General features: G+C 53.1%; 18 protein-coding genes. 8 read left to right on the top strand and 10 right to left on the bottom strand.

Features of this window, described 5'->3' with window-relative positions; translation table 11 throughout:
• Positions 1-201: 201 nt before the first annotated feature.
• On the top strand, positions 202-1,542 hold the full coding sequence (locus HCZ99_RS15675) for an MFS transporter (protein ID WP_167447971.1): 1,341 nt from the start codon (positions 202-204) through the stop codon (positions 1,540-1,542).
• A gap of 83 nt (positions 1,543-1,625) precedes the next feature.
• On the opposite strand, the gene HCZ99_RS15670 is transcribed toward HCZ99_RS15675, so the two are convergent.
• Positions 1,626-2,318: a glutathione S-transferase family protein gene (locus HCZ99_RS15670; protein ID WP_167447970.1), complete on the bottom strand. Its 693-nt coding sequence runs from the start codon at positions 2,316-2,318 to the stop codon at positions 1,626-1,628.
• Between the two features lie 153 nt (positions 2,319-2,471).
• On the opposite strand from HCZ99_RS15670, the gene HCZ99_RS15665 reads away from it, so the two are divergent.
• Positions 2,472-3,161 (top strand): glutathione S-transferase N-terminal domain-containing protein, encoded by a 690-nt coding sequence (locus HCZ99_RS15665; protein WP_167447969.1) that lies wholly within the window; start codon positions 2,472-2,474, stop codon positions 3,159-3,161.
• A gap of 156 nt (positions 3,162-3,317) precedes the next feature.
• Positions 3,318-4,547: a zinc metallochaperone GTPase ZigA gene (zigA, locus tag HCZ99_RS15660; RefSeq protein WP_368484271.1), complete on the top strand. Its 1,230-nt coding sequence runs from the start codon at positions 3,318-3,320 to the stop codon at positions 4,545-4,547.
• Positions 4,548-4,619: 72 nt separating this feature from the next.
• Here zigA and HCZ99_RS15655 read toward each other — a convergent pair whose 3' ends face one another.
• Positions 4,620-6,314, bottom strand: coding sequence for a methyl-accepting chemotaxis protein (locus HCZ99_RS15655; RefSeq protein ID WP_167447967.1), 1,695 nt, complete (start codon positions 6,312-6,314; stop codon positions 4,620-4,622).
• Positions 6,315-6,738: 424 nt separating this feature from the next.
• Between HCZ99_RS15655 and HCZ99_RS15650 the strand changes: the two genes are divergently transcribed.
• A complete protein-coding gene (locus HCZ99_RS15650) occupies positions 6,739-7,950 on the top strand; it encodes an alpha/beta hydrolase (RefSeq protein ID WP_167447966.1) in 1,212 nt (403 codons plus the stop codon).
• 120 nt (positions 7,951-8,070) lie between these two features.
• Here HCZ99_RS15650 and HCZ99_RS15645 read toward each other — a convergent pair whose 3' ends face one another.
• On the bottom strand, positions 8,071-9,762 hold the full coding sequence (locus HCZ99_RS15645; protein WP_167447965.1) for a methyl-accepting chemotaxis protein: 1,692 nt from the start codon (positions 9,760-9,762) through the stop codon (positions 8,071-8,073).
• Positions 9,763-9,929: 167 nt separating this feature from the next.
• On the opposite strand from HCZ99_RS15645, the gene HCZ99_RS15640 reads away from it, so the two are divergent.
• Positions 9,930-10,439 carry a TspO/MBR family protein gene (locus HCZ99_RS15640; protein ID WP_167447964.1) on the top strand — a complete coding sequence of 170 codons (510 nt, stop codon included), beginning with the start codon at positions 9,930-9,932 and terminating at the stop codon, positions 10,437-10,439.
• Positions 10,440-10,571: 132 nt separating this feature from the next.
• Positions 10,572-11,570 carry an NADP-dependent oxidoreductase gene (locus HCZ99_RS15635; protein WP_167447963.1) on the top strand — a complete coding sequence of 333 codons (999 nt, stop codon included), beginning with the start codon at positions 10,572-10,574 and terminating at the stop codon, positions 11,568-11,570.
• A gap of 90 nt (positions 11,571-11,660) precedes the next feature.
• On the opposite strand, the gene HCZ99_RS15630 is transcribed toward HCZ99_RS15635, so the two are convergent.
• Together HCZ99_RS15630 and HCZ99_RS15625 are read right to left on the bottom strand one after the other, a co-directional pair.
• Complete coding sequence (locus HCZ99_RS15630; RefSeq protein WP_167447962.1) at positions 11,661-12,464, bottom strand: DUF3750 domain-containing protein; 804 nt, start codon at positions 12,462-12,464, stop codon at positions 11,661-11,663.
• 155 nt (positions 12,465-12,619) lie between these two features.
• The gene (locus tag HCZ99_RS15625; protein ID WP_167447961.1) at positions 12,620-13,609 is read right to left on the bottom strand and encodes a helix-turn-helix domain-containing protein; all 990 of its coding nucleotides are present in this window, start codon (positions 13,607-13,609) and stop codon (positions 12,620-12,622) included.
• Positions 13,610-13,936: 327 nt separating this feature from the next.
• On the opposite strand from HCZ99_RS15625, the gene HCZ99_RS15620 reads away from it, so the two are divergent.
• Positions 13,937-15,394, top strand: a complete 1,458-nt coding sequence (locus HCZ99_RS15620) for an aldehyde dehydrogenase (protein WP_167447960.1) — start codon at positions 13,937-13,939, stop codon at positions 15,392-15,394.
• A 133-nt stretch (positions 15,395-15,527) separates the two neighbouring features.
• Here the strand turns inward: HCZ99_RS15620 and HCZ99_RS15615 are convergent, their stop codons facing one another.
• From HCZ99_RS15615 to HCZ99_RS15600, 4 genes are all read right to left on the bottom strand, one after another.
• Positions 15,528-16,013 (bottom strand): YaiI/YqxD family protein, encoded by a 486-nt coding sequence (locus HCZ99_RS15615; protein ID WP_167447959.1) that lies wholly within the window; start codon positions 16,011-16,013, stop codon positions 15,528-15,530.
• A gap of 38 nt (positions 16,014-16,051) precedes the next feature.
• Complete coding sequence (locus HCZ99_RS15610; RefSeq protein ID WP_167447958.1) at positions 16,052-17,296, bottom strand: MFS transporter; 1,245 nt, start codon at positions 17,294-17,296, stop codon at positions 16,052-16,054.
• A gap of 214 nt (positions 17,297-17,510) precedes the next feature.
• Positions 17,511-17,720 carry a cold-shock protein gene (locus HCZ99_RS15605; protein ID WP_008892034.1) on the bottom strand — a complete coding sequence of 70 codons (210 nt, stop codon included), beginning with the start codon at positions 17,718-17,720 and terminating at the stop codon, positions 17,511-17,513.
• Positions 17,721-17,800: 80 nt separating this feature from the next.
• Positions 17,801-19,612: a DEAD/DEAH box helicase gene (locus tag HCZ99_RS15600; protein WP_167447957.1), complete on the bottom strand. Its 1,812-nt coding sequence runs from the start codon at positions 19,610-19,612 to the stop codon at positions 17,801-17,803.
• Between the two features lie 365 nt (positions 19,613-19,977).
• Here HCZ99_RS15600 and HCZ99_RS15595 point away from each other — a divergent pair, with 365 nt between their 5' ends.
• Complete coding sequence (locus HCZ99_RS15595) at positions 19,978-20,157, top strand: hypothetical protein (protein WP_167447867.1); 180 nt, start codon at positions 19,978-19,980, stop codon at positions 20,155-20,157.
• Between the two features lie 379 nt (positions 20,158-20,536).
• On the opposite strand, the gene HCZ99_RS15590 is transcribed toward HCZ99_RS15595, so the two are convergent.
• Positions 20,537-21,748: a YeeE/YedE family protein gene (locus HCZ99_RS15590; RefSeq protein WP_167447956.1), complete on the bottom strand. Its 1,212-nt coding sequence runs from the start codon at positions 21,746-21,748 to the stop codon at positions 20,537-20,539.
• Positions 21,749-21,794 lie beyond the last annotated feature (46 nt).

Below are 21,794 nucleotides of genomic sequence, written 5' to 3'. Positions count from 1 at the left end.
GCTGGGTCTTAATGACAATTGTCATGTTTGCATAAACCTAACGTTGTGCAATGCAGAACAATAATTGACACTGACGTTTGCAATTCACATGTCTATACTAGACTCGATCAAAACTTCACGCGACGGCGTAGAAGGGATTTTGGTCCAATGAACAAAGTGCCTTGGACCAACGGTCCGACATTAGAATTAGGGAGACAAGGCGTGAACCAAGCAACAGAACACTACGCGACCGCCACTTCTTCAGGTTTGGAACGCGACGCACGCCAGCAATCCGCAGGCGATGTAAATGATCCAGGTCAGATCGCGCTGGGCGTGATTATTGGCCGAACGTCAGAATTCTTTGACTTCTTTGTCTATTGCATCGCATCGGTGCTGGTTTTCCCGCAATTGCTGTTTCCCGGCGAAACCGCACTTATGGGCACCATGTATTCCTTTGCCATCTTCTCCTTGGCCTTTATCGCGCGCCCTGTCGGTTCGCTGGTCTTTATGAATATCGACCGCACCTATGGTCGTGGCGTTAAACTGACGATTGCCATGTTCATGCTTGGCGGATCAACCGCCGCTATGGCGTTCTTGCCAAGCTATGCCTCGTCGGGCGTGTTTGCGATTTATCTTCTGTGCGCATTCCGCTTCCTTCAGGGGCTTGCTTGGGGTGGCGCATGGGATGGGTTGGCGTCCCTTCTGGCACTTAACTCCCCGGACAATCGCAAAGGTTTCTATGCGATGATCCCGCAGCTGGGCGCACCGCTTGGCTTTATGCTGGCATCAACGTTGTTTGCCTATCTGATTTTGACCCTCGCCCCCGAAGACTTCCTGGCCTTTGGCTGGCGCTTTGCGTTCTTCGTTGCCTTTGCCATTAACGTGGTGGCCTTGTTTGCCCGTCTGCGTTTGGTGGCAACCTCGGAATTTGGCCACCTTCTGGAACAGAATGAGCTGCATGCCGCGCGCATCAGCGACACCCTGCGTCATAACGGGCGCACCGTTCTTCTCGGCGCTTTGGTGCCATTGGTCAGCTACGCACTGTTCCATCTCGTCACTGTGTTTGCCCTGACATGGGTCTTTCTTTATGCCAATGGCAATGCTGGGCAGTTCCTGCTGACCCAGGGTGTCGGTGCGGTGCTTTGTGCACTTGGCATTGTCGCATCTGGTTTCATCGCCGATCAACTAGGCCGCCGTCGCCTGCTGGGCTACAGTGCCGGTATTATTCTGATCGGCGCACTTCTGACCCCGCTTCTTTATACCTATAACGTCATCAACGAAGGCATGATTGTTCTGGGTGGCTTTGCGGTTCTTGGCCTGTGCTTCGGTCAGGCGGCGGGCACACTGGCATCTAACTTCAAACGTGAATATCGCTATACAGGCTCGGCCTTAACATCCGATCTGGCTTGGTTGCTTGGCGCGGGCTTTGCGCCGCTGATCGCCCTTTATCTTTGCGATCAGTTTGGTCTGATTGGTGTCGGGGCCTATTTGCTGTCGGGTGCCGTTGTCACCCTGCTTGTCCTGCAATTCAACAAGCAGTTCGGCGCAAAAACCAGCGACTGATCTTTGACATGATCTGAATACAAAACACCCCCTACGTGGTTTCGGGGGTGTTTTGGTATTTGCCTGCTTTTAACGCGAAGCGATTAGTCGTAGTTCGATGGGAACATCGCGCGTTTGGCGGCTTCGTCCATTTCAGTTTTGAACGTATATTGGCTGCCAACCTTGCGCGCGCCTATCGCGGCGGGGTGACTATCCATTTTCTTGAACCAGCGTTTGATATTGGGATACTGATCCAAAATGTCCGGGTCTTTAAAGATAAAGGGCGCCCTGTCGATCCAGCCCCAGCCCGACATATCGACAATCGTCAAATCATCCCCGACGACAAAGTCACGGCCTGCCATGTGGTCCTCGAATACCTGATAGTGGCGTGCGATTTCATTGCGATAGCGCCGTACAGCATAGTCATTTCCTTCGGGTGCTGCGTGCTGGAAATGAACTGCCTGCCCCGAAAATGGACCAATGCCCGTGGCAATGAACATCAGCCATGACAAAAATTCACCCCGGTCCTCAGCCTTGCCAAGGAACTTGCCGGACTTTTCCGCGAGATAAAGCAAGATGGCGTTCGAATCAAACACCCGAATTTCCTGACCACCGGGTCCATCGGTGTCGACAATTGCCGGTACTTTGCCATTCGGGTTAATCGCCCGAAAGGCCGGGTCATGCTGTTGCCCTTTGCGGGTATCAACCGGCAGGACCTCATAGGTCAGGCCCGATGCCTCAAGCATCATTGCGATTTTAAACGGGTTTGGCGTTGGGTGGTAATAAAAGCGGATCATCAGGCGTCTCCTTGGCGGGCATCTTTTTAAACAAAGCTGTGACCCCGCGTTACGTTTTGGAATGATCGTTTTAAATTGACCCAAAGGCTTCTAATTGGCAAGCTCTGATTATCTGATTTGCCACTATCAAAGCCCTAAAGGAGCCATTGGCCCATGATTGATCTTTATTACTGGCCGACCCCGAACGGCCACAAAATCACGCTATTTCTGGAAGAAGCGGGACTGGATTATAAAATCCATCCGATCAATATCGGCGCTGGAGACCAGTTCAAGCCGGAATTCCTGGCATTTTCACCCAACAACCGCATGCCTGCGATCATTGATAATGATCCGGCCGATGGTGGTGATCCCATCACGGTGTTTGAGTCCGGCGCAATTTTACAATACCTGGCGGAAAAAACGGGCAAGTTCCTGCCGACAGATGTGCGCGGTCGTAAAACCGTGATGGAATGGCTGTTCTGGCAGATGGGCGGACTTGGCCCGATGGCCGGACAAAATCACCATTTCGGCACCTACGCCCCCGAAAAAATCCCCTATGCGATCACCCGCTATGTCAATGAAACCAACCGTCTGTACGGTGTGCTCAATAAGCGCCTTACCGGACGTGAATTCATTGCTGGTGGTGATTACAGCATTGCCGATATGGCGTGCTATCCGTGGATTGTTTCCCACGAAAAGCAGCAGCAAGACCTGAACGACTTCCCGGATCTCAAGCGTTGGTTTGATGCCATCCAAGCACGTCCTGCAACGATTGCCGCCTATAAAGCAGGCGAAGGATTGCGCTCCGGTGAGATGACCGAAGAAGACAAAAAAGTCCTGTTTGGTCAGACCTCGAAAACATAATACGAAGCTTACTGCTTCATCTATAAGGCCACCAAAACCCCGCCATGTTCCGGCGGGGTTTTGTTTTGAATGAATTTGATTGCATCGAAAAACCATATCGCATAAATGTTACGTTATAACATAACATATTCATGCCGTTTTATGGAGTTTGATCGCGTGGCAGATAAACGTCTTCCGGTTACCGTCTTGTCGGGTTTTTTGGGCGCAGGTAAGACCACCCTGCTCAATCACGTTTTAAATAATCGCGACGGGCTAAAGGTCGCAGTAATCGTCAACGACATGAGTGACGTGAACATTGATGCCGACCTCATCCGTGACGGGGGTGCAGAACTTTCGACCATGGATGAAAAGCTTGTCGAAATGACCAATGGCTGCATCTGCTGTACCTTACGCGATGACTTACTTGCCGAGGTGCGCCGTCTGTCTGAGACCAACCGGTTTGATTATCTTTTGATCGAATCTACTGGCATCTCAGAACCACTTCCCGTGGCTGCGACATTTGATTTTCGCGATGAACATGGCGCGTCCCTTAGTGACGTTGCAACGCTTGATACAATGGTCACCGTCGTTGATGGGGCCCGGATGATTGCTGATTACAGCTCAACCGATTTTTTAAATGATCGCGGTGAAAGCCTTGGCGAAGATGATGACCGAAGCATTGTCGATCTTCTGGTTGATCAAATCGAATTTGCCGATGTCATTGTCCTAAATAAGCTTGATCTGATCGCAGCCGACGAACGCAAAATAGTGCTGGGCATCATTCGTGCGCTGAACGCAGATGCCCGCATCATTGAAACCGATCATGGCAAGGTTAATCCGAAAGACATTCTAAATACCGGTTTGTTCGATTTTGAACGCGCGCAAGATCATCCTTTATGGGCCAAAGAGCTCTATGGTTTTGCCGATCACGTGCCCGAAACCGAAGAATACGGCATTAAAAGCTTCACCTTCCGTACGTCGCTTCCGTTTGAACCCGAACGGTTTCATAACTTCATCAACAGTGAATGGCCCGGCGTGGTTCGCGCAAAGGGTCACTTTTGGCTGGCGACACGCCCAAACTGGGTGGGGGAACTAAGTCAAGCCGGGGCAGCAGTTAAAAACGAAGCATTGGGAACGTGGTGGTGTGCCGTACCACGGGATCGCTGGCCCGATAACAATGAATGGCGTGATCGCGTTTTATCAAATTGGGATCCGATTTTTGGCGACCGCCGACAGGAAATCGTTTTCATCGGCCTTGCCGATCAAATGAACGAAGCCAAATTGCGCGAACGACTGGCCGCCTGCCTGATTGATGAAGACGAAACATCCTTGTCCGGAAAATTCGTACCCGAAAAATACAAAGACTTGCCAGACCCGTTCCCACGCTGGGGCAACCAAGCCGCATAAAATGTCGCACAAAAAAGCCGCCAACCGAACAAACGGCTGGCGGCTTTTTATATGTGTGATGGATGGGCGAAACTACGCGCTGCGCACTTCCGCAAGGAACTGCTCAACCGCCTTATTAAGCTGAGCTGCCTGCTCGCCCAGGCCTTTGGAAAGGCCAAGAACCTCGCCAGAAAGCTGTTCAGACTCATCCGCCGCCGAGGAAACACCTGTGATGTTTTCGGTGACTTCACGCGTCCCTTGGGCTGCCTGCTCTACGTTGCGGGCAATTTCATCGGTTGCGGCCCCCTGCTCTTCAACGGCGGCTGCGATGGTTGTGGTCGAACCATCCAAACGGCGAATGGTTTCCGCAATTTCCCCAATTGCCTCGACCGCATTTCGGGTCGCCACCTGAATACCTTCGACCTGCGAGCGGATATCTTCGGTTGCGCGGCCGGTCTGGCTGGCCAGGTTTTTGACCTCGTTGGCAACAACAGCAAAGCCTTTGCCCGCATCACCGGCACGTGCGGCTTCAATCGTCGCGTTCAGGGCCAGCAAATTGGTTTGTTCCGCAATCGTGGTAATCAACGAAACGACTTCGCCAATCTGATTGGCTGCATCCGCCAGAAGTTCAATTTTCTGATGGGTTTCTTCGGATGTCCGCACAGCGCCGTTGGCAATAGAGGAGGATTGCGCAACCTGATTGCTGATTTCCCCAATCGAGGTGCTAAGTTCCTCTGCCGCCGCAGACACTGTTTCGACGTTCGATGCCATCTGTTGCGAGGCCGCCGAAACCACGGTCGAGCGTTCGCCAACCTGTTTTGCGGTATGCGTCATCGCATTGGCAGATGTTTGCATGTTACCCGATGCTTGGATAACTTGCGCGACCACCTGACCAACCGTTGCTTCGAAATTGTCCGCCATGGCACGCAGCGCATCGCGTTTTTCTTGTTCTGCGCGACGTTCCTGCTCTTCACGCTGAACACGCATTTGTTCCATTTCGATGGTTTTTTCGCGGAAAATTTCCATCGCACGGGCCAGATCACCGATCTCGCTTTTCTGGTCGGTATAATCGACCTCAATGTTGTGATCACCGCCCGCCAGTTTCAGCATATTATCGGAAATGGAAAATAGCGGTACAGCAATGCCACGGCTGATCATCAATGCGACGGCGACAACCACCAGCAAAACAGCCGCTGCCACACCAGACATCACCATCAGGCTTCTCATAAAGACGGCATTAACGTCATCAATGTAGATCCCGGTGGCAATGATCCAATTCCACGGCTTGAACTCTTTCACAAACGAGAGTTTCGCACGTGTTCCACTGATATCCGGGTCCTTAAAGGTATAATCAACAAATCCCTGACCGTTCTTTTTCGCCATTTCGACAAAAGCGATGTAGTGCTTTTTGCCTGCACCGTCTTTTGCGTTGCGCAGATCGCGCCCTGCCAGATCCGGCTTAAGACCGTGGAACACCATGGTTGGTGTATCATCAAAGGCGAAGAAATAGTTGGTGCCGCCTGCATAGCGCATATTCGAAATGACCGCCGCTGCAGTTTTCTGCGCTTCTTCTGCCGTCATTTCGCCGGCAAGCTCGCGGTCGTGATAATATTCGGCCGTGGTGATTGCAACTTCAACAAGGTCACGCGTTTTTGTCTTGCGATCTTCAAGCATATTGCTTTTCAGCTCATAAAGGCCAAATGCCCCGACCAAGAGGGCGGCAACAATCGCAGCCGCAACGATCAGCAGCAAACGCGTGCCGATCTTGATAGACCCTAACCTAAGCATTCTTAATCTCACTAAAGGATTGTTGTGTGGTGCGCGCACGCATAGGGAAAGAATATTCGCGGTTTTCTTTTAAGGTCCCGAGATGATCTGGCGCCAAAGTTACCCCCCAAGGGAAAATCCAGACTTTTAACATTCATCTGCCGCCCGTAACTTATTCACGAACACTCACATTTAGACACGACTAAAGTATTACTAAAACAAACCGCCCCGCAAGAAACTTCGCCAAAATTTTGTGAAATTTCTATTTCCTTAGAAACACTTAAGAAAAGACACCTTCGCCTATCGTGCCGTAGCGATAACGACGTCACCAGCCCCCTTAATCTGCCGGTCCGAAACACGCTAAGCCCGCACAAATTTAGTCAGGCAAGACAAAACCATTTCACATGGTTAAACTTCCGGACCACGGCATAAGAACAGTCTGTCAATGAACACGCGTAATCCGTCCGACGACCCGGCCAAAGGAAACTTCATGCGCCCAATCCGCACCATCCTCTTGGCCCTACTCCCTGCGGCCTTTCTTGCTTCTTGCGCGACACCGCCTGACACCGCTCTTTACCAACAGTCGCCCGGTATTGCGCCCTACATGCAAGACAGCTTTCGGGGGTATGTTTCGGAAACCCGTGATTGGATTTCGACCCATCGTGTTTTTTTGACCGCGGACCACGAAATGGAAATTGCGCGCAACATTCCATTTGAAATTCGCCCCGAAACCGACGCTTCCAATGCCCCAACTCGCGGCGTCCTCTTTGTCCATGGCTTGGGATCAAGCCCGTGGTATTTCCACGACATTGCCCGCGAAATGGCGAAAAACGGGTGGGTAGCCAGATCCATGCTACTGCCCGGCCATGGCACACGCCCGGCCGACCTCAGCATCCCGGACTATGAAGACTGGACAAAAGCCGTTGCCCATCAGGTCGCCCTTCTTGAACAAGACGTCGATGAAGTCTGGCTTGGTGGCTTTTCAACGGGTGGCAATCTTGTCACAAGCTACGCTGCCCGCAACCGCGATATCGCCGGTTTATTGCTGTTTTCGCCGGGGATTGAGCCAGGCACCAATTTGTTATTCCTGACCCCGGTCATTCAGTATCTTTGGGATTGGATTGATGTCGACCCGGAAGACAATGTCATCAACTATCAATCCCTGTCGACCAAGGCTTCTGTGCTTTATTACCGCAGTGTCGCCGACGCGGATGACGCCCTTGATGCACAACCATTCGACAGGCCAGCCCTTGTCACCATGAGTGCAGATGACAGCGTGCTTGATCCGCCCGCAATGCTTCAACGGTTTGAAACGGATTTCACCCACCCGGCATCGCGCTTTATCTGGTACGGACAAGCCCCCGCACCAAGCATCGACAGCCGGGTAAGCAGCCTTAACAGCAACCTGCCCGACCAACAGATCAGCAATTTCTCACATCTCAGTGCGCTGTTTTCGCCCGAAAACCCCTATTACGGGATCAATGGCAGTTTTGTTTTTATTGAAAACGGTCAGGAAGAAATTGAACGCCCATCGGATCGCAGCAAACTCTGGCGCAGTGCATGGGGCTATACCGAGCCCGGTAAATACCATGGCCGGTTAACCTGGAACCCCTATTTCACGGACATGATCGAAACGATCAAAACCTTAACCAAATAACTTTACTGTAACGGGGCAAAGCGCGGCGGCGGAACCACCCCACTTAAAATGTCGCACAGAAAAAGCCGCCAACCGAACAAACGGCTGGCGGCTTATTATATATGTGATGGTTGAGCGAAATTACGCGCTGCGCACTTCGGCCAAGAATGCCTCAACAGCTTTATTAAGCTCATTGGCCTGCTGACCCAGACCTTTCGCAAGACCAAGAACCTCGCCAGAAAGCTGCTCAGACTCATCGGCGGCCGTGGAAACGCCGGTGATGTTTTCCGACACTTCGCGTGTGCCATGCGATGCCTGTTCAACGTTCCGCGCGATTTCTTGAGTGGCGGCACCCTGTTCTTCGACTGCGGCCGAAATGGTTGTGCTCGAACCATCCAATTCACGAATGGTTTGGGCAATTTCGGCAATCGCATCAACGGCGTTAGACGTTGCAACTTGAATATCATCAACCTGTGTTCGGATATCTTCAGTTGCCTTGGCGGTCTGGTTGGCAAGGTTTTTCACCTCGTTCGCGACAACCGCAAAGCCCTTACCCGCATCACCTGCACGCGCCGCCTCGATGGTCGCATTCAGCGCCAGAAGGTTGGTTTGCTCGGCAATATTGGTAATCAGCGCCACCACTTCACCGATCTGATTGGCGGCTTCTGCCAGAAGTTCGATTTTCTGATGGGTGTCTTCGGATGTCCGCACGGCACCATTGGCAATCTCGGCAGAGTGTGAAACCTGATTGCTGATTTCGGCAATCGATGCGCTCAGCTCTTCGGCAGCGGCCGACACGGTTTCGACGTTGCTCGACATTTCTTGTGATGCTGCTGACACCACCGATGACCGCTGACCAACCTGCTTGGCGGTATCAGACATCGCCCCGGCGGATTGCTGCATATTTGCAGATGCTTCAATCACCTGGGCAACAACCTGACCAACGCTGGCTTCAAAGTTATCAGCCATCGCACGCAAGGCTTCGCGTTTTTCTTCCTCAGAACGGCGTTCCTGTTCTTCGCGATGAATACGCATTTCTTCCATTTCGATGGTTTTATCGCGGAAGGTTTCCATCGAGCGTGCAAGATCGCCGATCTCACTTTTTTGATCGGTATAAAGAACCTCGATTTTATGATCACCGCCAGCAAGACGGATCATGTTATCGGAAATGGTGAACAGCGGAACAGTAATCCCGCGACTGATCATCAACGAGATACCAACCACAGCCAGCAAAACAGCCGCCGCCACACCGGCCATCACCATCAAGCTTTTCATAAAGACAGCATTGACGTCATCGATATAGATACCGGTCGCAACAACCCATCCCCATGGCTTGAACGCCTTCACAAAGGACAATTTCGGCCGCGTCGCATCCTCATTGGGCACCTTATAGGTGTAGTCGACAAACCCTTGGCCCTTTTCTTGGGCGACACGGGCCATTTCGCGGTAGTAGAGTTTTCCAGCACCGTCTTTGGCGTTAGAAAGATCTTTGCCGACATTCTCGGGTTTGATGTCATGAATGAGCACAACTGGCGTATAATCGAACACGAAGAAATAGTTGGTTTCATCATATCGCAGCGCACCGACAGCCGCCCCGGCGGCCTCTTGCGCTTGCTCTTTGGTCATTGCACCTGATTGCTCAAGCTCATGATAGTGATTGATCAGCGAAATGGTTGAATCAACAAGGTTGCGCGTTTTCGCCTTACGATCTTCCAGCATGTTATACCGCAACTCGCTTAGACCAAAGGCCCCAACAAGTAGTGCAGCAATAATTGCGCCTGCTACAATCAGCAGCAAACGCGTCCCGATTTTCATAGAACTTAACTTAAGCATTCTGTCCCCTACCCCGATAATTTATATATTCTCATAAAGACATGTTTTCTTTTATGGTACGATTTCGAGACAAGTAACAATATATTTCTTCGCTCTATACTTGAGTGAATTCTTTTATAATCAACCTTTTCGTCAGTTTTCATACCCAACAAAATTAGGCCCACCAAATGACCGAGCCCGCTTCATCCCCTTTTGCACCAAATCATCGCACCAAAGTTTTCGCCTTGATTGCGTTTATGGTGCTGTGCCTGATCATTTCTGCGGCGGGTGGTGCCGTCACCGCAACCAGCGTTACCGGGTGGTACACCACACTTGAAAAACCATCGTTTAATCCACCAAACTGGATTTTTGGCCCGGTGTGGACGATCATTTATTTCATGATCGCGCTCAGTGGTTGGCGTGCTTGGCTCAATGGTGGGATTGCCAACAATCGGCCGGCTTTCTTGGTCTATGCCGTCCAACTTGCACTCAACCTGCTTTGGTCGTTCCTGTTCTTTGGTGCGCAATCGCCGCTTCTGGGATTGATTGATATCGTGCCGTTGCTGGCGCTGATTGTGATCAACTGCGTTATGTTCTGGAAAATCGACCGCTGGGCCGGTTTGCTTTTGGTGCCCTATGTGCTGTGGGTCAGCTTCGCTATGCTGCTTAATGCGTCGATTTATTTTCTGAACCCGTAATCACGGCGGCCTTTGGGCACTTCGCATCGCATTCTGAGTTACCGATACTGGCTGCCATTGCGAAACAGCCACACCCGGCCTAAGTCATCGTCACAAACCAATGACGCATGACCAGGAGGTCACAAGAGTTCTATGTCCAAAGAAATACATCTGAAACGCTACCCCGAAGGTGTCCCGTCACAAGACGATTTCGCAATTGTCGAGACGGACCAACCCACGCCGGCTGACGGCGAAGTGTTGGTTGAAAACATCTGGATGTCAGTTGATCCCTATATGCGCGGTCGCATGACCCGCAAGAAAAGCTACGTACCGCCGTTTGAACTCAACACAGCACTGGACGGCCATGCGATTGGCCGCGTTGTCCAAAGCAACGCTGACGGCTTTGCCAAGGGCGACCTTGTATCTTCGATGAAGGGGTGGCGTAGTCATTTTGTCGCATCGGCGGACGAACTGACAGCACTTCCTGATACCGGCGACATTGCCCCGGAAGTTTTCTTAAGCGTTCTGGGCATGACCGGAATGACCGCATGGGTCGGGCTCAATAAAATCGCCGAATGCAAACCAGACGACGTTGTGTTTGTGTCCGCTGCTGCGGGTGCGGTTGGATCGGTTGTTTGTCAGCTTGCAAAGGCAAAGGGATGCTTTGTCATCGGTGCAACCGGCGACAAGGACAAAGCAAAATGGCTAAAATCTGAGCTTGGCGTTGATGCCGTTGTCAATTACCGCGATGCCGATGACCTGTCGGCGGCCCTTGGCGAAGCAGCGCCGAACGGCATTGATGTTTACTTTGAAAACGTTGGCGGCACACACCTTGAGGCCGCCCTTGATCATGTAAACCAAAATGCCCGCATTGCGGTGTGTGGCATGATTGCGCATTACAACAGCCCGCAGCCCGGGCCGAACAATCTGTTTAAGATCATTGCCCAGCGTGTGCGTATGCAGGGCTTCATCGTCAGCGACAATTGGGACAGCTATTCCGATTTCGTTGCCGAGGGGATGGAACTGGTGCGCAACGGAAAACTCAAACACCGTGAAACCGTTGTTAACGGCATCGACAATGCACCTCAGGCCTTTATCGATCTGTTTAGCGGCAAGAATACCGGTAAAATGCTGGTGAAACTCGCCGACTAATCGAACTATCGGCACATAAAAGCCCGCAGCACATTCTGACTGCGGGCTTTTTTTGTTGCTTAAATTGTCCGTCGTTTGTACCCGACCATATCAATTCACCGGATTGCCATCGCCAACATCTTCGGAATAGGCCTGACCGCTATTATCCATGCCAAGCCGCCCAATTGACGGCAGCCGCAAGGCAGGCCGATTAAAATCAATCCCAACATTCAGGCCAAGAAGGTTCAGCTCGATCCCTTCTTCGAGGCCAACCGAAAAGCCAAACATCCCAAGAATATTTGCCTGAACACCCTGCCCGCTTGACGACAATCCAACCGGATTTGTGATTTCTCGGTAATCTTTGCCAATCGCGTTGGCGGGCATATCAAGGTCAAGACCCGGAACTTCACGGCCGATATGGGCAACGAATGTATTGCTGTTGGGACCTGGATAACTGCGATAGGTCCGGGCGAACGGATATGATTTAATCGCCGCTTCGACTTTTGGGATCAGCTCACCAGCTTTGTCACCGCGCTGCTCGACCAGAATTTGCGGCTCCGACCCAAACCAAAGCCCGTCAGGCAGTGCGTAATTCTGACGCACCACATTCCCGCCACCCCAGCCAACCACGTCATAACGGGTATAGCTGGTTTCGCCCGCGCGCTTGTAAATGATCCAGGGATGAACCGCAAAATACCCGCGCCAGCCAAACGTATTGGCCGCCAAGACCATGACAACCGCCTGATCTTTAAGCGCCCTTGGATCGGGTGCGACACCCGATGAATGACGCGGCGCGTTCCGCCATGTATATTTTTCCTTGGCTTTGCTGCCCGGCGGGTCTTCGGCCAGGCTGATACCGAATGGCAACACAAGCATCGCCAAAAGGCCAAGAAGTATGGTTCTGCCTTTTTTCACCTAATAATCCTGTCTGAATTTACGTGTCTGTATTCTTACGATGACAGCCGATAAATAAGATCAAAAAATGGCAGTAAAACGTGCCTTCATGCACGAACGGGGACCACACCCCGGCCAGAAAGACCTAACAGCCAATCTCTTTTAAAAACGTGTACTTACGGCCAAGCGGCAAAACTGTTATCGGGCACACGCTGTTCGGCCCGACTTCGACGGCGATACGCTCCTGGGGCCTCCCCGATATAGCGTTTGAAAAACCGGCTGAAATAGGCCGGATCACGAAACCCCAGCCCATAGGCAATCTGCGCCACGCCAAGGGGCGATTGTTCAAGGCGCATGCATGCCTCGCGCAAGATCCGATCATGGATCATCATCAATGGCGATTTCCCCGTGGCACGCGAAACCGAGGATCCCAGCCGACGTTCACTGATGCCAAGTACTGCGGCGTAATCCGCAACATTCCAGTGTTCGCGAAAATGCAACTCCAGCACCTGCAAAAACCGCTGAAACGTAATTGATCCCGGCCCTTGTACCCTGTGATGATCGCCCGGCACCATCACACCATCCGACAAACGCAATATCACAGTCAGGATCACTTGAAGCTGCGCCCCGACCACGACACTGGCGCCAATTTCATTTCCGGTCAGCTCAGACCTGATGGCATCAAAACAACCAATTAGCAGGTTTAAATGATCGCTGTCCTCAGTCGGCGCGACGATATGAACAGTATCTGCTGCAAGCCGAAGCGGTAAACCGCCTGTTGCCGCCCCGATATCCCCGGCAATAGGCGTTCCACAATGGCGCGCAACAAGGTCATCTGCCACCGAAAGCACATATCCATCCGCCCCGGCGGAAACCGACACCGCCTGCGTTTCACCAAGCGGCAACCAAATCAGGGATGGACCGCTGGCATGTATCGTCCCTTGGCGCAATTTGATGTCAGCCTGCCCAGACAGCAGTAACACCGCATAACAACGATCACGCCGCGCAGGATCGGTCATAACCCATTGCAACGACGACAAGTTATTCTTAAACCTGTCAATCATAGCCTGCGCGGTGACAGGAACGGTTGGCAGATCGGCAAGCGTTGATCCTGCCCGCTCATCCGGGCTTAATGCAGGATCATCACGCTGAAACCGTTCATTCATGCCATTTTCGCTCGGAAATATGCCAAAAAGTTATATTTGTAAATGTACAATTTTTCGTCTCAAAATGTCAATTTAGGTACCTTTACATTGGAACAATTCCATCGCCTACTAGGGCCTCGGTGATAAAAGCCGCAAAAATAAAACACAGATAAAATTGCGTTCCCGTTAGTTTTCACATGCGAAGCAACGGGCGGGAGGATACCAATTCATTTACTTTGCGGCCCAGATTGCTGGCCAAAGTAAAATCGAATTTTCGTTGCCCCATCCCCCTGAAATTACGGCGCAAACCGGAAAACAGTCTCTTTCACGAGATCAGGAGAAAACGCCATGAATGATGTCCAACTGTTGATCAACAACGACGCCGTTGCCAGCACGAACAACCGCACCTTTGAACGCAAAAATCCGGTCACCGGCGAAACCGCAACCGTTGCCGCGGCCGCCAATACCGCCGATGCACGTAAGGCCGCCGATGCCGCCGCCGCCGCTTTCCCTGAATGGTCGAAAATGGGTCCGGGCGCACGCCGCAAAATCTTACTCAAAGCCGCCGACATTATGGAAGCCAAGGGTGATGAATTTGCCCAGTTGGTTCTTGATGAAACCGGCAGCACACGTATGTGGGGCGGATTTAACGCCCATCTTGCTGCCAATATGCTCCGCGAAGCAGCTGGCATGACCACCCAAATTCAAGGCGATTTGATCCCATCGGACACCCCGGGCCTGATGGCCATGGGTGTGCGTCAGCCGGTTGGCGTTGTTTTGGGGATTGCACCATGGAATGCGCCGGTCATTTTGGGCACGCGCGCAATCGCCATGCCGCTTGCCTGTGGTAATACCGTCATCCTGAAGGCATCCGAACTTTGCCCGGCCCTGCATCACCTGATTGCCCAGTGCGTTGTCGAGGCCGGTGCACCTGCTGGCGTGATCAATGTGGTGACCAACGCCCCCGAAGACGCGCCTGAAATCGTCGAAGCCCTGATTGCCCATCCAGCAGTACGTCGCATCAACTTTACCGGTTCCACCCGGGTAGGTCGGATCATTGCCAAACTGGGGGCCGAGCACCTTAAACCGGTTCTTCTTGAACTGGGGGGCAAGGCACCGTTCTTGGTACTTGATGACGCGGACCTTGACGAGGCAGTCAATGGGGCGGCCTTTGGTGCCTATATGAACCAAGGGCAGATTTGCATGTCGACCGAACGTCTTATCGTCGATAATGCCGTCGCCGATGACTTTGTCGCCAAACTTGCAGCCAAGACCAAAACCCTGACCGCTGGTGATCCGGCCAAGGGCGAACATATCCTTGGCGGTGTCGTCAGCGTCGACGCAGTTAAACGTATCGAAGACCTGATTGAAGATGCGGTATCCAAGGGCGCCAAACTCGTCGCCGGATCGGCAAAGGCCAAAGACGGTGTTTTGATGGATGCAACGCTTCTTGATCACGTCACACCCGCGATGAAGATCTATTCCGAAGAAAGCTTTGGCCCGATCTGTGTTGTTATTCGTGCCGGAAACGAAGACGAAGCCGTTCGGATCGCCAATGACAGCGAATATGGCCTGTCTTCTGCGGTCTTTTCGACCAACATTCCGCGCGCGATGGATGTTGCGAAACGCATCGAAAGCGGCATTTGCCACATCAACAGCCCAACGGTTCAGGACGAAGCCCAAATGCCCTTTGGTGGGGTCAAATCTTCGGGCTATGGCCGGTTCGGGTCAAAAGCATCGATTGATGAATTTACCGAAATGCGTTGGATCACGATCCAAAGCGGTAAACGTCACTACCCGTTCTAAGCCAACATCTTAGACCCAAACAAAACAAGGCGGCCGGATCACAAACCCGGCCGCCTTGTTGTATTTTTAGCCAGACAAGCTAACGGCCAGCATCGCTTCAGAGACACGAGCACTAAGTCGCCTTGGCCTTTGCTTACTTCCCGCGCAAAACCGCCTGAATCAGAACTTCAAGCGCGCTTAAAAACTTTGACCGGTCTTTTTGGGTAAAGGATGCATTTCTTCCCTGCTCGCCAGTGACTTCGCGCATGTGCGCAGCAATTTCACGTCCGGCAAGCGCATTGCCAATATTGGCCTCGGTAAATTCCTGACCGTTGGCCTTGACCACCCGCGCACCGATCTCAATCCCGCGTGACGCCAATGGAATATCATTGGTAACAATCACATCCCCGGCCACGGCATTTTCCGCGATCCAATCATCGGCGGCATCGGGTTCGGGCGGTACAATCACATTTTTAATCAACGGATTGCGTGACGGGCGGATACCACCGTTCGACACCACGATCATCTCGATCCGGTGACGTTCGGCCACACGTTCACATTCGGCCTTTACCGGACAGGCATCGGCATCAACAAACAAACGCGGTTTTTTATGTTCGGTATGTTCAGTGTTTTCGTTCATGCCGCGATCATCCTCGGCACGGCGCCAAAGTCAAGAGGTCATGGTCTTTCCGTGACCGGTTCAGAAAGCTTTGCATCGCGCATCACGGCTAAAACCACCGCCCCAACAAAGGCAAATGCGCAGGCCATAAGAACCGTTGTCCGAAAATCAAAAGCACTGGCGACCACCCCGGTCAGAAGATTGCCGATCAAACCGCCGACAAACAGCGTGCTGACATAATAGCTTGTCGCGACACCGGGCTGATCGGGCGCGAAATTCTGAACAAATGTCATGCTGATCCCAGCAAAGATGCCATAATAAAGACCATCAATCGCGGCAAGACCAAGCACATCAACAAGCGTCGTCGCATTATAAATCAAGCCAAAGAACACAGCCCCCAACAGAGCTGCGATCAACATGCCCTTACGCTCGCCCACAAACTTGATGAGCGTTGCGCAGAAATAGATCACCACAACTTCGACAAAGCACTTCACCGTCAGGGCGAAACCGGCTGAGGACGCCACAAGCCCCAATTCAGTCGAGAAATAAAGCGGCATCGCCGAGACAAACACCACATTGGCTGCCCCGATGAAAAACACCGGCACGCACGCCGATAAAAGCCCGAAGTTAAACGGCACTTTCTCACCGGTTTTGAGACTATTGGGATGATGGGTTTTGAACGCGGCTGGCACGATCAGCAAACATGCCACAAACCAAATGGCGGCAAGTCCGGCAATTGCGTAATAGGTCGGTGCAAAACCGTATGCGCCATAAAATGATAGCGACGCCGCAGGTCCGATCATCCAACCAAGCGATGTCTGCATGCGCAGAAAACCATTGAACTTGACGACATCACGCCCAGTCTGTTCAGCAAACAAACGGCCAAAGCTGTACATCACCGACAGCGCGCCCGAACCAATCCCCAGCAGCACCGACACAATGCCAAGATACACCCAGTAAATCTTAAACAGCCCAAGCAAGGTCATCCCGGCCGCAAAGCACAGAATACTGGTAATTAGCAGAAATTTGACCGGGACCGCCCGATCAATCGCGCGACCAAAGCTGCGATTGACGATAAGCGTCACGCAGACCTGAACAACCGCAACAAGGCTCAGCTTCCAGGGCGCTTGCCCCAATCCTTCGACGACATAAAGCCCGGCCAAGGGGGCCGCACTAGACGAGGCAAAAGCCCCAACCAGAAGCAGTCCAAAGACCAGAAAAGGATAACGGTTCAGCACGCCCATCACCGCCAAGTGTGGCACCAATGGCCTTGCCTGTGCATTTGTTTCGGCCTCATGGTTCATGAAAGGCACCCTGTCGTCTTGATTGCAATGTCTACAGACGCTTTTAGCGCCTTGATTAAAAATTGCGAAGTCTTCCAGACGCGGAACAAAAGATGTCACAAAAGCATCATCTTAAAGATGGCGCTTAAAACAAAACCCCCACCCGGTTTCCCGGATGGGGGTTTCGCTTAACTTCGTTTAACTCGGTGCCCTTCACAAGGAAGGACAAGCCGAATTAAGCAGCCGTCAGGTCGTCAGCCGAAACGCGGCCCGAACGTGAGTCGGTACGCAGTTCGTAATTGATTTTGTCGCCTTCCTGCGGGTGCCCCATACCAGCGCGTTCAACGGCGCTGATGTGCAGGAATACGTCATTTCCGCCTTCGTCCGGCTGAATGAAACCAAAACCTTTAGTTGCGTTGAACCATTTAACGGTACCTGTTGCCATCTTTAAATCTCCTTATCGAGTATTGATTGGCGTTACGACACACCCCGCTTGGGTGCGCCTATCTTTGTTCGATGATCAAATTAGGCGCGGTCGCGACTTCTCTGATCACCGGAAGGTCTGTTGCGGCCTGCACCACCTGGCTGCCCGCCAGATTGTGGGCCACGATGATTGCGATTGCGGTTCGCACCGCCGCGCTTGCCTTGCGGATTGGTGTTCCCGCGGCCATTGGCCCCGTTACCATTCGCGCGGCGTTCTTCCGAACTGCCCATAAAGGACAGACCAGAAGAAATCGAATTACCGTTCTGCGCGCCATCGCGGACATTCCCGTTGGAATCGACCTTTTTGGCTGGGCGCTTACGGCTATCTGTTTTCGCGGCACCATTTCCGGCGCCGTTACCATTACCGTTCGCCGACTGGGATTTAATCCCGCCTTTGTAACGGCTTTTTGATTTTTCCAAAGCCGGGCTGACCGGTGCTTTGTCATTTGATCCAGCGTTGCTGTTGGCTTCGACGTCGCGACGTGGTTTTGCCGACCGGGTATCTTGGCGGACATCATCACGTTCGCGGCGCGGACCGCCGGTGCGGTCATTACGACCACCAGCAGCCTGACGATTGCCGCCACCGTTCGAACGACCGTTTCCACGAGCATTGCCACCCGCATTACGGCCACCATTGCCACGTGACTGACCACCACCGCCGGATCGGCGACCGCGATTTGCATCACGCGCATCATCCGGGTCGGCTGCCTGTTCAGCAGCCAACTTGGCATCACGGCGATCAATAACGGGGATTGACTGACGGGTGGTGCGTTCGATGTCACGCAGCAAGCCACGCTCTTCGGCATCACAGAATGCAATTGCGGAACCACTGGCCCCACCGCGGGCCGTACGGCCAATACGGTGGACGTAGCTTTCCGGCACGTTCGGCAGTTCAAAGTTAACAACGTGGGTCACGCTATCAACATCAATACCGCGTGCAGCAATATCGGTTGCGACCAACACGCCAATCTGACCGTCCTTAAAGGCGTTCAGGGCACGTTCGCGCTGATTTTGGCTTTTATTCCCGTGAATGGCAGCAGCACTGATTTTGTTGGCCTCAAGATGGCGGGCAACACGATCGGCACCACGTTTGGTCCGGGTAAATACCAAAGTCCGTTTGAATGCGGGATTATCAAGAAGCTCGGCCAGCAGCTGACGCTTGCGGGTGCGTTCAATCAGGTAAACCGATTGATCAACACGTTCCTGCGTGGTGGCAACCGGGGTTACCGACACTTTAACCGGATCTGACAGCATATCCCCTGCCAACTGGCCAATCTGGCCGGGCATGGTTGCCGAGAAGAACAGGTTCTGACGCTTTTTGGGGAGCATTTTGATAATGCGTTTGATCGGCGGCAAGAAGCCGAGATCAAGCATATGGTCTGCTTCGTCAAGGACGATCACATCAACATTAGAAAGGCTGAGCTTTCCGCTATCAACGTGGTCAAGCAAACGACCCGGCGTGGCGACAAGCACCTCGACACCTGGGGTAATCTGTTTGATCTGCGGACCTGGCGACACACCACCAACGACCACAGCAACGCGGACGTTCAGGAAACGGCCATAGGCACGGAAACTATCACCGATCTGCGCAGCAAGTTCGCGCGTCGGGGCCAGAACCAGCACACGGCAGGAACCTTTGGGTGTACGGCCTTCAGTTTTGGAAAGGCGATCAAGAATCGGCAACGCGAAAGCTGCCGTCTTACCGGTACCGGTCTGAGCGATACCAAGCAGGTCCTTACCTTGCAGCAGGGACGGGATGGACTGCGCCTGAATTGGGGTCGGCGCGTCATAGCCCTCATGCGCTAAGGCGCGAAGGACCGGCTCGGCAAGGCCGAGTTCGGAAAATTGGGTCAAATAAAGGTAACTCGTAATTGGGTGGCAGCAGACAGCTGGGACCAAGCCCGGTAAAATGAAGTATTCAGGTCTGCGCCTTGCAGTTCAGGAGATGTCCGCGTAGCTGGCCACCTCAATGCGTTCTTCCGACAATCACTCGACAGTGGAGAATTTTCATTCTCTCTACGCCTCTGGAGCGATCAAATATTGAAGCTACCATGCACACAGTTTTCGCACTTGTCAAACGCCATATTCATGAAAGATCAAAGTTTTATGTATCAGGGCCCGGCAAAAACTGTGCGCCGGGCCCTTAACATGATGTTTTCAACCCTTAATAGGCCGCGCACGGATTTGCTGCACCACATGGGTTATAGGCCGCACATGGATTGGCAGAAGCGCAGGGATTGGCCGCTGCTGGCGCACATGGGCTTGCCGCGGCACAGGGATTCCCGACCGCGCATGGGCTTGCGGCACACGGATTTGCCGCGCATGGATTAGACGCCGCACACGGATTACCAGCAGAACAAGGATTGGCACCACAAGGTGCCGCCGCACACGGATTATAGCCCGCACCGCACGGATTTGCCGCACACGGGTTATAAGCAGCACATGGATTCGCCCCACATGGCGATGCGGCACAAGGGTTCGCAGCGCATGGATTGTACCCTGCCCCACACGGATTGGCTGCACAGGGGTTTGCGGCACACGGATTATATCCCGCACCGCACGGATTGGCCCCACACGGGTTCGCGCCACAGGGATTAGCAGCGCACGGGTTCGCTGCACATGGATTAGCCGCACAAGGATTGCTGCCCGCCGCCGGAAGCGGCGCAGGCGCAGGATTGGCAATGGCTGGAATATTTGCGGTATGGTTATAGTGATCTAGCGCGACCGCACCGGTCGCGGCCAAAAACACCGCGCCAAACAAAAGTGTGTTTTTATCGCTCATTTCCGAAAACCATCCATTCCAAACACAGGACGCAGCGCAATACCGACCCAGCTGCCCGCAAAGGCCATCACAAACCACAGCCAGCCATGCACGCTGCCCGATGCGATACCGCTAAAGAATGCGCCAATGTTGCACCCAAAAGCCAAGCGCGCGCCATAGCCCATCAACAAGCCACCAATGACCGCCGCCAACAGCGACGCCATCGGCACACGGACCTTTGGCGCGAACTTACCGGCAAGGGCCGCAGCAAGGGCCGCGCCAATCACGATGCCGAAATTCATAACCGATGTATTATCGGCCAGAACCGAGTTGCCAAGCGCCTTGGCCGGGCCAACCCAATTCCAGAATTCCCATGTTTCAACCGGAATACCGATAAACTGGGCGATCTTCGCCCCCCAAAGGCCAAAGCCAAACGTAATCGACCACGGGTGACCGGCAATCAACAGGGTCGCAACATTCAGTCCCGCCAATAAAATACCGGTCCAAATCATCGGCCACGGCCCGTGCAACAACCGGATCATCCCAGTGCGCAGCGAAACCGGCGGCGTTTCAAGGGTGCCATGCGCGCGCTTTTCAACAATCACCGTGATCAACGCAATCAGGGCCAACCCGCCAAAGGTTACGGCAAGGCCACCGGCCATACCAAATTCGCGACCAACACTCATTGGGGGCAAAGACGGCAGTTCAAGCCACATCGGCAAATGCGCCGTTCCGATCACCGCACCAACAATAAAGAAGACGAGGGTTAGCAACATGCGCGCACTGCCCCCACCCACGGTGAACAGGGTGCCCGAACCACACCCGCCACCAAGCTGCATGCCAAGGCCAAACATAAACGCCCCGGCCAAAACAGATACGCCGACCGGCGCAACCGCCCCAACAATCGGATTTCCAAGCGGACTGCCAAGGGCCAGCATCGGGATAAAGGCCGCTGCCGCAACACCAATCATCAAAAGCTGCGCCCGCATCGCACGGCCGCGCTTTTCGACCGAGAAACGACGCCAACCGCCGGTAAAGCCAAAGGATGCATGATAAAGTGCAATACCCAGCATCCCGCCAAGACCATAAAGCGCGGCCTGATGCAGATCGACTGCCTGGGCAATTGCAATACCGACAAGAATAAACAGCACGGCGGTAACCAGTGCCGGGCCCTTGTCAAATTCAAACCCCGACTTTGCGGGGTGTGTAGAAAATGTCGCTTGAGACATGGTGACGCCCAATACCCTAAAATAGATGCCTTAAAAGCGAACGGAA

Origin of the sequence: Thalassospira lucentensis, from assembly GCF_011806425.1 — a bacterium.
Taxonomy (GTDB): domain Bacteria; phylum Pseudomonadota; class Alphaproteobacteria; order Rhodospirillales; family Thalassospiraceae; genus Thalassospira; species Thalassospira lucentensis_B.
Note: the sequence above shows the minus strand (reverse complement) of the source record. Positions and strands in the feature narration are given on the sequence as shown.